At 44.7% G+C, this 12,694-nt stretch carries 9 protein-coding genes; 3 read left to right on the forward strand and 6 right to left on the reverse strand.

Annotation, left to right across the window (positions count from 1 at the left end; translation table 11 throughout):
- Positions 1-124: 124 nt before the first annotated feature.
- Positions 125-1,195, forward strand: a complete 1,071-nt coding sequence (gene rlmN / locus GWR56_RS03080) for a 23S rRNA (adenine(2503)-C(2))-methyltransferase RlmN (RefSeq protein WP_162429702.1) — start codon at positions 125-127, stop codon at positions 1,193-1,195.
- A gap of 160 nt (positions 1,196-1,355) precedes the next feature.
- On the forward strand, positions 1,356-2,054 hold the full coding sequence (locus GWR56_RS03085) for a ComF family protein (RefSeq protein ID WP_162429703.1): 699 nt from the start codon (positions 1,356-1,358) through the stop codon (positions 2,052-2,054).
- A gap of 86 nt (positions 2,055-2,140) precedes the next feature.
- Here the strand turns inward: GWR56_RS03085 and GWR56_RS03090 are convergent, their stop codons facing one another.
- From GWR56_RS03090 to GWR56_RS03105, 4 genes are all read right to left on the reverse strand, one after another.
- Positions 2,141-4,132 (reverse strand): PAS domain-containing hybrid sensor histidine kinase/response regulator, encoded by a 1,992-nt coding sequence (locus GWR56_RS03090; RefSeq protein ID WP_162429704.1) that lies wholly within the window; start codon positions 4,130-4,132, stop codon positions 2,141-2,143.
- Positions 4,066-5,268 carry a PAS domain-containing protein gene (locus GWR56_RS03095; RefSeq protein WP_162429705.1) on the reverse strand — a complete coding sequence of 401 codons (1,203 nt, stop codon included), beginning with the start codon at positions 5,266-5,268 and terminating at the stop codon, positions 4,066-4,068. The genes GWR56_RS03090 and GWR56_RS03095 overlap by 67 nt, the downstream gene beginning before the upstream one ends.
- Positions 5,269-5,277: 9 nt before the next feature.
- On the reverse strand, positions 5,278-6,558 hold the full coding sequence (gene glyA, locus GWR56_RS03100; protein WP_162429706.1) for a serine hydroxymethyltransferase: 1,281 nt from the start codon (positions 6,556-6,558) through the stop codon (positions 5,278-5,280).
- 134 nt (positions 6,559-6,692) lie between these two features.
- Positions 6,693-7,448, reverse strand: coding sequence for a ScpA family protein (locus GWR56_RS03105; RefSeq protein ID WP_162429707.1), 756 nt, complete (start codon positions 7,446-7,448; stop codon positions 6,693-6,695).
- Positions 7,449-7,584: 136 nt separating this feature from the next.
- Between GWR56_RS03105 and dxs the strand changes: the two genes are divergently transcribed.
- The gene (gene dxs / locus GWR56_RS03110; RefSeq protein WP_162429708.1) at positions 7,585-9,516 is read left to right on the forward strand and encodes a 1-deoxy-D-xylulose-5-phosphate synthase; all 1,932 of its coding nucleotides are present in this window, start codon (positions 7,585-7,587) and stop codon (positions 9,514-9,516) included.
- A 103-nt stretch (positions 9,517-9,619) separates the two neighbouring features.
- Here dxs and GWR56_RS03115 read toward each other — a convergent pair whose 3' ends face one another.
- Positions 9,620-10,966 (reverse strand): hypothetical protein, encoded by a 1,347-nt coding sequence (locus GWR56_RS03115; RefSeq protein ID WP_162429709.1) that lies wholly within the window; start codon positions 10,964-10,966, stop codon positions 9,620-9,622.
- A 130-nt stretch (positions 10,967-11,096) separates the two neighbouring features.
- Entirely contained in the window at positions 11,097-12,668 is a 1,572-nt protein-coding gene (locus GWR56_RS03120) for a M20/M25/M40 family metallo-hydrolase (protein ID WP_162429710.1), read from the reverse strand.
- Positions 12,669-12,694: the final 26 nt, after the last annotated feature.

Consider the following 12,694-nt stretch of genomic DNA (forward strand, 5'->3'; position numbering starts at 1 on the left):
GCAATGTTTTTTTTAAACCCAATCCAGACATAAATACAATTAACTTTTAGTTATTGTTTTTAATGTTATAAAAGAATGACTTTAAAAAAAGAACAGATTTTTTAAATTTAAGTACTTTTGTATTGTGAACAACAAAAAAGATAAAATAGATATCCGCAGCCTTAGCCTACAGGCCTTACAGCAGCATTTCATCAGCATGGATGAAAAAAGCTTTAGAGCTAAGCAGGTTTATGAATGGTTATGGGGAAAATCGTGCATCTCTTTTGACGCAATGAGCAATATTTCAAAAGAACTTCGTACCAAACTTGATGAAAAATTTCAAATAAACAATGTTAAAATAAATACATCGCAGGTTAGTGCTGATAAAACTATAAAAAATTCCTTTATATTACATGATACTCACCTGATTGAGGGTGTTTTAATTCCTACAACCGACAGGATGACTGCCTGTGTATCATCCCAGGTGGGTTGCAGCCTTACCTGTAAGTTTTGCGCCACCGGTTATATGGAGCGCAAACGCAACCTTAATCCTGATGAGATATACGACCAGGTTGTACTGATTGACAAACAGGCCCGCGAAAATTATGGCATACCTTTATCAAATATCGTTTATATGGGTATGGGGGAGCCTTTGCTTAATTACGCCAACGTTTTAAAATCAATTGAGCGGATAACCGCGCCCGACGGACTGAACATGTCGGCAAAACGGATCACAGTATCAACCGCCGGCATCGCGAAAATGATACGTAAACTGGGCGACGACCAGGTAAAGTTTAACCTGGCCTTATCGCTGCATGCCGCTAACGACGAAAAGCGTAACACCATAATGCCCATTAACGAGCAAAACTCATTAAAAGCATTGGCCGAAGCTTTAAAATATTATTATGCCAAAACCAAAAATCCGGTTACTTACGAGTACATCATCTTCGACGGTGTAAATGATAATATACAGGATGCGATGGAACTGGCCCGCTTTTGCAAGCACCTTCCCTGCAAAGTCAATATTATCGAATACAACCCTATATCAATGGCGAGCTTTATAAATGCCGGCGAGGATAAGGTTGAGGCCTTTGCCGATTACCTGCGCAGCCAGGGCATAAACACCAACCTGCGCCGCAGCCGTGGTAAAGATATTGATGCTGCCTGTGGGCAATTGGCTATAAACGAAAAGGAAAAAGAAGGCGTTACTTCTTAAATATTGTGAACTGACTCGCCCCCTGCCCCCTCTCTGCTTCGCAAAGAGGGGGTTTTTATTTTTTACCCGTCTGTGTGCAGCCGAGAGGGTCGATCAGCGCGGCGTAGTCGGGGTGGTTAAACTATTGGACTATTCAGAAATTTCTGCCTAACTTAACCCCATGCAAGTCCTGCGCGCTTACCTGGCCGATTTTACGTCGCTGATATTTCCTCAGCTTTGCGCCGCTTGCAGCGCCAGCCTGATGGCGAACGAGGATATTTTGTGTACCGATTGCCTTTATAATTTACCATTTACCAATTTTCATCAACAGCCCGATAATATTGTTGCTCGCCAGTTTTGGGGCCGGCTTAATATCGAAGCGGCCTACGCCTTGTATTATTTTAATAAGGGCAGTAAGGTGCAAAATATGGTGCACCACCTTAAATATAACGGCATGCACCAGATAGGTAATTTATTAGGCGTTATTGCCGCCAAACAGTTAATTAAAAACCCTGTATTCAGCACGGTTGACTATATCATACCTGTACCGCTATATAAAAAGCGTTTAAAAACACGAGGGTATAACCAGAGCGCCTGCTTTGCCGAGGGATTGGCAGCTGTATTAAACGCCACAGTTGAAGCGGATAATTTAATAAGAGTTGTAGCAACACGAACGCAAACCCATAAATCGCGGTTTGCCAGGTTCCAGAACATGCAAGAGGTATTTGCTATTGCCCGGCCAAAAGAGCTTGAGGATAAGCACGTGCTGCTTGTAGATGATATTATTACTACCGGCTCCACGTTAGAGGCTTGCGGGATTGAATTGTTGAAAATACCGGGATTGAAGCTAAGCATTGCCACTATAGCGTATGCGGAGTAGCCTTTAGTGATTAGAGGTTAGTTGATTAAAGATTAGGACGAATAGCATACAATACTAATCTCTGGTCACAAATCTCTAACCTCTACCTACTGCTTCTGATACCTGCTCAGTTTCTCAAACAGGGTGGTAGGGTCAAATGGTTTCAGGATGTAATCGTTCATACCGGCATCTTCTATCTGCCCCATTTGGTTGCTTAACATTGATGCGGTTAGGGCAATTATGGGCAGGTTTTGAAAGTACGATTCTGTTTTCGCCCGAATGATGCCGGCGGCTTCAAGCCCGCCCATTACAGGCATATGAATATCCATCAGTACAACATCAAAGTTCATATGTCTTTCAAGCTTATCAATGGCTTCTTGTCCGTTCTCGGCAAAGTCCGCGGTCGCGCCCCACTTTTTAAGCACCTTGTTGATAAGTAACCTGTTTATCTGGTTATCATCAACTACAAGCACATTAATGTTCAATATTGTTTCCACTTTGTTTTTATTATTAATTGCGTGGGCGGCCAATTTTTTAAAGGTTATTGTAAACCAAAATGTCGAGCCCTCCCCAAGTACACTATCTACATTTATACGCGAATCGTGCAGTTCAATTAACCTTTTGCTTATTGCCAAACCCAGGCCCGTTCCTCCATAATTACGGGTTGTATCGGCCTCTGCCTGCTTAAACGATTCAAATATGGTATTTAATTTATCCTTTGCAATGCCAATGCCGGTATCTGATACGCCAAAACGTATGCGTACGATATCGTCGTTTTGCTCAATTACCTTCAGGTCGATATTTACACCGCCCCGGCTGGTAAATTTAACAGAATTACTAACCAAATTCAACAATATCTGAACAAGCCTTGCCCTGTCGCCAATTACAACGGCAGGTACGGCCGTATCAATCGTTTGCGTAAGATAGATATTCTTCTCGTGCGCCTTATATTTCATCGAGCCTATAATGCTCTGTATCATTTCGCGAATATCTACCTTCGCCTTTTCCAGCTCAATGTTTCCGGTTTCTATTTTTGTAAAATCAAGCACATCGTTTATCAGGGTCATTAAATTCTCGGCCGAAAATTTAAGCACGCTCAGGTTCTCTTTTTGAGATTCAAGCGGATCATCGTTTAACAACAGGTGCGACATCCCGATCACCGCGTTTAACGGCGTACGTATCTCGTGACTCATTACCCCAATAAACATATCCTTTGCACGGCTTAGCTGAAGGGCTTCTTCTTTAGCGGCTATCAGTTCAAGCTCCGCCTTCTTTTTGGCGGTAATATCAATAATGGTTTCAATGTATTTATCCACCTTGCCGTTATCCCCCCTGATTGCGGAATTTATTACCGATATCCATAGCGGTTGCCCGTCTTTACGGTATATCAGCAGATCCACCTCAAACGATTGCATTTTTGCAGAAAGTTCGCGGGCTTTTTGTATAATAGAAACATCGGTCAGTTCGCCCTTTAATGAATCGCCCAGGTGTTTATCCTTAACATCACTTAAGGTGTAACCGGTTATTTGTTCAAAGGCGTCGTTTACCCATTCTACCTTACCATCCTTATCGTTTATTACCACGCCGCTGGTGGTTTTACTGGCCACCAACGATAACATGGTCAGTTCTTCCTCTGCTTTCTTACGTTCAGTTATGTCTACGATCACCCCTATCTGGCGTTCAACGTTGCCCACGTCGTTAAACAACGGACTGTTTGATATGAATACCCAGGCAGTCGAGCCGTCCTTTTTATATATTTTGATCTCAACCTCGTAAGGCTTATTTGCTTTAACCGCTGCTACCGCTCTTTGAAAAACCTCCTGGTTGGTTTCGGCCCCTATTAATTTGGTGCCGATGGTTTTCCCCTTAAGTTCCGCAAGTGTATAACCAATAATATGTTCAAGTGATTCGTTCATCCAAATCACCTCACCCCTGCTATCGCGTATCATGATGCCGCTTGGCGATTTACGCGCCGCAAACGATAGTATCTCCACATCCTGTTCGGCACGCTTCCGGTTTGTAATGTCTATAATTATCCTGATATACTTTCTATAGCGCCGTTGGCCGCGTAGATAACCGAATTTGTTACGGCTATCCATAGCGGCCGGCCGTCCTTGCTCACCATAGATAGCTCTACCTCGTACGAATGTTTTTTTTCTCTCGCTTCTATCAGGGTTCGCTCCGCATCGTCATCTTTAGGCTTGCCTTGCAACACCTCGCCTAAAAATTTCCCCTCTACATCTTGCAGCGTGTACCCGGTTATATGTTCAAAAGCGTCGTTGGCCCACACCACTTTATCATCGGCATTGCTTATTACTACCCCGTTCTTTATTTTACTTGCCACCAGCGACAACTGCCGGGTCTCTTCTATTAACTTTTGCTGAAACGTAGTATCGCGCCCGCTGGCATACCATTTACCACCGCTGTTTATAGCCGTCCAGCTCAGGTGCTTTACCTCGCCGGTACGGGTCACCGTTTCTGTTTCCAGCTCAAACGGTTTTTGCGACTTAACGGCCTGCTCTATCATCGGCACATATTGCTCACGGTTTTTGCCAACAACAAACTCCCATAACGATTTGCCAATGGCTTGTTCAGGTGTGTACCCTAATATATTAAACACCGCGTTGTTTATGGTTTCGATATTTGAATCGGCACCGGCAATAAAATGTATTTCTGACGAGCTATTGAACAGTTTAGAAAACTCTTTGTGCAGGTCCAGGCTTTTTTCAAGGTCTCGTTTTTGCTTGCGCAAAGTAAGGTGCGACATCACCTCGTCAGCAAGCGTACGCAAGGCATCACGCTGCTCGTCGGTCAGTTGTCGCGGTTTGCGGTCGACCACGCAAAGCGAGCCGAGGCGATGACCGTCGGGATCTATCAACGGAGCGCCGGCATAAAACCGGATGCCGTCGGCAGTATTAACAAAGGGATTGGTTTTTAGCTCCTCGTGAACCAAGGCATCGGGCACCTCAAAAATATGGTCGCTTTGTATGGTGTAATTGCAAAACGCGTCGGCGCGTGGTGTCTCGTTTATTTCCAGGCCAACCTTAGATTTAAACCATTGTTTTTCGCCGTCTATAAGTGTAATTAAGGCAATGGGTGCCTGGCATATATACGATGCCAGGCGGGCTATAGCATCGTACTCCTTCTCGGGCAACGTATCCAATACGTCGTATGAATTAAGCGCGTTTAACCGCTTACTTTCAGTGTCGAAAGAGTTTTCCTGCTTTATCCCCATCTATTAATGCTAATCTTTATCCCTGTATAACGGGAAATCTTCCATCAGCTTATGCACTTTTTTACGGATTTTTTTGATAGAGGTTTCATTTTCAGGATCAATTAATACGGCATCTATCAGGTCAACGATGGTTTCCATATGCTTCTCCTTTAATCCGCGGGTGGTAATGGCGGCTGTGCCAACCCTTATACCCGAAGTTACAAAAGGCGATTTATCATCATACGGCACCATGTTTTTATTAACGGTAATATCCGCGCTAACCAGCACGTTTTCGGCGGCTTTGCCGGTAATGTTTTTATTGCGAAGATCGATCAGCATTAAATGGTTATCAGTACCGCCCGATATAATATCGTACCCTTTGGCTACAAACGCTTTCGCCATTGCTGCCGCGTTTAATTTTACCTGTGCAATATATTTCATATAGCCATCGGTTAACGCCTCGCCAAAAGCAATTGCCTTTGCGGCAATAATATGCTCGAGCGGGCCGCCCTGCGTACCGGGGAACACCGCCATGTCCAGCATGGCCGACATCATTTTAACTTCGCCCTTTGGCGTTTTTATACCCCACGGGTTTGCAAAATCTTTACCTAAAAGGATAAGGCCGCCACGCGGGCCGCGCAGGGTTTTATGGGTAGTTGTAGTAACTATATGGCAATGCGGCAGCGGGTCGGTTAATAAACCACGGGCAATTAAGCCTGCCGGGTGGCTTATATCAGCCAGCACCAGGGCGCCTACCTTATCAGCAACCTTGCGGATCCGCGCGTAATCCCAATCGCGCGAGTAAGCCGAAGCGCCGCAGATGATCAGTTTTGGTTTTTGCTCTAAAGCAACTTTTTCAAGCTGTTGGTAATCAATAAGCCCGGTTTCTTTCACAACACCATAAAAATGCGGCTCGTAAAGTTTACCCGAAAAGTTAACCGGCGAACCATGCGTTAAGTGCCCACCATGCGAAAGATCAAACCCTAATATTTTATCGCCCGGGTTTAGTACGGCAAGCATCACTGCAGCGTTAGCCTGTGCACCACTATGCGGCTGCACGTTTGCCCACTCCGCGTTAAACAGTTGCTTGGCACGCTCAATGGCAATGGTCTCAATTTCATCAACAACCTCGCAGCCGCCATAATAGCGCTTGCCCGGTAAGCCTTCGGCATATTTGTTGGTAGCCACAGAGCCCGCTGCTTCCATTACCTGCCTGCTTACAAAGTTTTCTGATGCAATAAGCTCAATTCCTTCTTCCTGGCGCTGCTGCTCTTCGTCCAACAGCTTGAATATTAATTTGTCTCTTTTCATTATGGGGTGTGTAAACGGCGCTAATTTAGATATTAAGATTAGATTTGAGATGTGAGATACGAGATTTGAGATGAAAAAATATAGTTTGAGCTTATAAATTGTTCCATTACCACAAATTGTCTCATATCTCACATCTAAGATCTCACATCTTCCCTCGGCGCTATCCAAAAATTATTATATCCTAATCCAATAGTTATATCTATCATTTCCTGCTGAAGCATCTCCAGCACGGCTAAAAAATTATATACAAAATGCACCTTGTTCTCGCTGTTGCCGGCGATATTTTTAAAATCCATTTTTTTGTTGATGCGCAGCAGGTTGTTTATCGCTTCTTTCTGCTTTTCGATGGTATAGGGATATTGTACTACCGTATGGTGCACTTCTTCGGTGCGGGTCATATACTGGCGCATCAGGCGGTTATATACCGTCATCAGCTTGTACAGGTTCAGTTCAGATAGTTCCTCGCCGGGCACCGTTACCTTTTCTACCTGTTCCAGGTCGGTTTTAATGTTGCCGCGTTTCTCCTGCTTAAAGCGCTCATCCTCGTAAGGGCGCAGTTCATCACAAAGCACCTTGATTTTTTTGTATTCGATGAGTTTACGGATCAGGCCCTCTTTGGTGTCCATCTCGTTCTCCTCCTCATCGGCATTGTAACGCGGCAGCAGCATTTTGGCTTTAATGCGCATCAGGGTGGCGGCAACAAAAATAAATTCGCTGGCCAGTTCCATATTCAGCACCGTCATCTGGTGAATGTAGTTCAGGAAATCGTCGGTTATCTTAGCGATGGGGATATCGTGGATGTCGAGTTCATCCCGCTCGATAAAAAACAGCAAAAGATCAAAGGGGCCTTCAAACTGCGATAACTTTATGGAGAACCCATCTTCGGTCATGTGCCAAAAATACAGCTATTTACGATTTAAAAAATTATAAATTTTATAATCAAAACAATAAATACGTTTATTATATTCCAATTATTAATAATTAAATAGCTTACTTTGTAAGTTATAAAAGAGTGAATATCATCCAATGCAGGTACCCGCCGGTGAATTTTTAAAACGCATTAACTATCCTTCTGATTTAAAGCAATTTAAGGAAGATGAACTTGAACAGGTTTGCAATGAACTACGCCAGTATATTATTGATGTAGTATCGGTAAACGGGGGACATTTTGCGGCCAGCCTGGGCACCGTTGAACTTACAGTTGCCCTTCAGTATGTATTAAACACCCCATACGATCAACTGGTTTGGGACGTTGGCCACCAGGCATATGGCCATAAGATACTCACCGGCCGCCGCGAAAACTTTCATACCAACCGTATTTATAAAGGCCTAAGTGGTTTCCCGAAACGCAGCGAGAGCGTATTCGACACCTTTGGCGTGGGCCACTCATCAACCTCAATATCCGCAGCTTTGGGTATGGCGGTAGCATCGCAATACAAAGGCGAAACCGACAGGCAGCACGTAGCCGTAATTGGCGATGGCGCCATGACAGCCGGCCTGGCCTTTGAAGCGCTTAACCACGCGGGTATCGAAAACTCTAACCTGCTGGTGATCCTGAACGACAATAACATGTCGATAGACCCGAATGTGGGCGCGTTAAAAGAGTACTTAACTGATATTACCACATCAAAGCCTTATAACCGTTTCCGCGATGATATAGCCACCGTGTTGGCCAAAATATCGTCATTAGGGCCTGATGCCTTTAAAATAGCCAAGAAAATTGAAAAAAGCATAAAGGGCACCCTGCTTAAGCGCAGCAACTTTTTTGAGGCCCTTAAATTCAGGTATTTTGGCCCGGTTGACGGGCACGATGTAAAACACCTGGTTAAACTGTTGCGCGACCTGCGCGACATCCCCGGCCCTAAATTATTGCATTGCGTTACAGTGAAGGGCAAGGGTTATGCGCTGGCCGAAAAAGACCAGACCAAATGGCACGCACCCGGCTTATTTGATAAAATAACCGGCGAAATAAAAAAGACAAAGCACGAAAAGCCGCAACCGCCTAAATATCAGGATGTTTTTGGCCACACCATTATAGAGCTTGCCGAGCAAAACCCAAAGATTATGGGTATTACGCCGGCTATGCCATCAGGATGCTCGTTAAACCTGATGATGAAGGCTATGCCAACCCGCGCGTTTGACGTGGGCATTGCCGAGCAGCATGCGGTTACATTCAGCGCTGGTTTGGCTACGCAAGGGCTGGTGCCGTTTTGTAACATATATTCCAGCTTTATGCAGCGGGCTTACGACCAGGTGATACACGATGTTGCCCTGCAAAAGTTAAACGTGGTATTTTGCCTTGACCGTGCGGGCTTTGCCGGTGCTGATGGCGCAACGCACCACGGCGCTTACGACCTGGCCTTTATGCGCTGCATACCCAATATGACGGTATCGGCACCTATGAACGAGGAAGAACTGCGCAACCTGATGTACACCGCGCAGCAGGATAATATGGGCCCCTTTGTGATTCGCTACCCACGCGGTAACGGTGTTATGGTAGACTGGCAACGCCCAATGAAAGCTATACCGGTTGGCAAAGGCCGCATGATTTGCGATGGCGAGGAAGTAGCTATTTTAACCATTGGCGCTATTGGCAACGAGGCTGTTAAAGCTATCGCCGGCCTTAACGCCGAGGGGTATTATCCTGCCCATTACGACCTGCGCTTCGTAAAACCGCTGGATGAAGCGCTGCTGCACGAGGTGTTTAAAAAATTCAACCACATAGTAACCGTTGAGGACGGCTGCCTTGAAGGTGGAATGGGCACGGCAGTATTAGAGTTTATGGCCGATAACAATTACAAGGCCCAGGTAACCCGTTTAGGCATCCCGGATAAGGTTATTGAACACGGCGAACAACCCGAGCTTTGGGCCGAGTGCGGCTACGATGCTGCAGGTATTGCCGCCCAGGTAAAAAGGTTTGCAATTAAAAGAGATAATACGCACATTATAGCATCGTAAGTATACGGAGCAAATAACTATAAAGAAGGAAAATCTTATTTAAAATAATGCCTTTTTTGTAATGTAGAATGCCTAATAATGGGGTTAGTCATGCGCTTGCAAACTACTGTACAAGATAACTTATAGCCCTTGGAAAAGTACTTAAAACAAGGTTTCCGTTAGGCGCAACAACATATTGGCCTGAATAAGAATTTACCTTCATATTTATCTTTTGAAAGTTTTTAAGATCGGCGGTTTTAAAATACTCGGCATCGATCTCAAAATAATAGTTACCATCAACTTGTTTGCTAAAATTGAAAATGCTCGTATCGTAAAAAGATGCTGAATATGCATAACTGAAAAGCTTATTCCAGGTTATGCCGTTGTTGTCAGACCTGTACAATTCTGCCGAAGCACTGACTTTATTGTAACCGCCTACATACCAATTACCTTTATCATCAACATAAAATGTATTAGTATATGTAACAGGCAAATTCGTCACATCTTCTACTTTAAGTGTGTTGTGGTCTAACTTTACAAGCCTCGGAACGAAATTAGAGATCTGCCTGAAGTAAATATCCCCATTAGCCAGACTGGCCTGGTAATAAAAGTCCATGCTTTTATATTTATCTGATGCGTGAATCTCTACGAACGGGTCATTTTTTTTATCACGAATAAAAATACCACCACCTATCGAAGTATATAATAATTTGCCATTGGGTAATAATGCTATATCGCGGCATGTTTCATATTTATATCCCCCTAAAGTTAATTCCTCCCATTTGTTGCCATTTTCGGAGTAATAAACAGAGTTGTTATTAGCTGCGATATAGATCTCATCATTGGGTCCTGTTATTATTTTATTAGTGTATGCAATATCGCTATATTTAAATGAATGCCAGCTAACACCATTATCATCGCTATATTGGGGCCGCCAGGTGCCAGGATAGCCAACCAAAAGCCTCCCTGTACTTTGAATAGCAAAAGTGTTTACGTATAAGTTGTCTGGCACTGTACATGATGCAACATGCCAGCCGGGTGCTGGCGAAATTGCTGTAGCTGTGATTTTTAATGAATCTATCGCGTTGTTATTACTATCAAATATTTTAAAGTTAAGGGTTTGCACCCCCGGCTTACTATTCAGTCGCCACTTGTAGCTTATTTGGTCGCCATTAGTGATCGTGCGTTCAGCCACCGAGTCGCCATTGCAGAGGGTTTCCTGGAATATTTTTACAAAAAACTTATTGAGTTTGGAGCCGGGCTCGTTAATCTTTAAAACCACTGCATTTATAAGTTCGTTACCAACAGTATCTGTCTGAGCGGCACCTCCAACAGCAACTATAGTACTTTTTGTCTCCGTACTATCAGGCTTACCTGTGCCCGGAGGATTTTGCTTATCTATTTGCAGATCTTTAACACATGAGGAAAATAAACATACACAAAATGCGATCGCAAATAAAAATTTAATCATAGTGCAAATATAGCAACTGCCCAGACAATCTTGAATATAGCCCAAAACCGCCGACATTAATTTATAAAAGATCATCTGAAAAGGAAAGCCGCCTGATAACTCGGGCGGCTTTCTTTTGCGGTTTAATATATTACCTTCCCGGTGTTGCCGGGGCTACGGTCGGCAACTCTTTACGAGGTATCATTTCTGCACGCTGAGAGGTATTGTAAACAAACGATGCTACAATAGTAGCTGCTTGTTTCAGATCGTCCTCGCTTAAGCGGTCGTAAGTATCCTGGTTACTGTGGTGGGTACGTGTACCGTAATCCATAGCATCCTGTATAAACTGGAAGCCCGGCAACCCAACCGCATCAAACGAAAGGTGGTCAGTACCGCCTGTGTTGCCTATGGTAACGGTGGTAGCGCCAAGATCTTTAAACGGCTCTAACCATGCTTTAAATATCGGCCCTGCAGCGCTGTCGCCTTGCAGGTAAATACCGCGGATCTTGCCGGTACCGTTATCAAGGTTATAGTAAGCATCAAGTGTTTTTTGCTCAGGTTTTAGCTCCATGGTTTTAGGGTCGCCAAAGTGCTTAAGCACATAACCGCGCGATCCGAACAAGCCCTGCTCTTCCGAGCTCCATAAGGCAATGCGGATAGTGCGTTTTGGTTTAAACCCTATTGCTTTTAATATGCGCATGGCTTCCATCATCACAGCGCTGCCTGCCGCGTTATCAGTTGCGCCGGTTGCGCCGTGCCATGAATCAAGGTGGCCGCCTATCATCACAACCTGCTCTTTTAATTTTTTATCGGTGCCCGGTATCTCGGCAACTACGTTGTACCCCTGCAGGTCGTCAGTAATAAACTGGGTTTTAATATCTGCTTCCATCTCTACTTTCTGGCCGGCTTTAACCAAACGAAGTATACGAAGGAAGTCTTCGCCGCTGGTTTCTAACTCAGGGGCAACGGCTTTTGCGGTATCGGCATACGAGGCACCGTTTGTAGTAAAGGTTGTACCATCTGTACCGCGGCCCTGGCTAAGTATCAGGCCAACCTTTTCGTCAATCAAAAACTGGCTCATGGCAGCACGCATTGCCCTGGCCTTACGCATGGCAGCAAACTGCGGCGAGTTTGGGTCAAACGCCCTGCGCTGACCACGGGGCTGAGGTTTGGCATTAGCCATTTCGGCCAGCTGCTCGTCGGTGTAACGCTCCAGATCAGGCTTAGTTGAACGTTTTAAGGTGTTTTTGGTGTCGAATATTACTATTTTACCGGCCAGTTTGCCTTTATATTTGTCCAGATCGGGCATGCTATCGGCCTGCACCAAAACAACATCGCTTTTTATAAGGCCGTTTGTCCCGGGCGTCCAGGCTTTGGGTATAGCAATAATAGCATGGTAGTAAGGCATGGTAACAGCCGCGTAGTTTTTTTGAACTTCCCAGCCTTTGCCAAATTTGCCCCATGGCTCTAATTTGGAGTTTGACATGCCCCAGCTTTTCAGCTGGTTAACCGCCCAGGCTTGCGCACGTTTTAACCCCGGGGAGTTAGCCAGGCGCGGGCCCGATACATCCGTTAAATAAAAAGCGGTTTCCATTACCTTGGAATGGTTCATGCCTTCCTCGCGTATTTTTTGCGTGGTGGCCTGGTCAACAGTTTCCTGCGCAAAAGCAGTGGTCGCCAAACCCGTAAGGGCCATACAGGTGTAAAGTAGTTTTAATTTCATAATGAGTCAGTTAAGTTTAAAAGCAA

The sequence above is a fragment of the Mucilaginibacter sp. 14171R-50 genome (assembly GCF_010093045.1).
Classification (GTDB): Bacteria; Bacteroidota; Bacteroidia; order Sphingobacteriales; family Sphingobacteriaceae; genus Mucilaginibacter.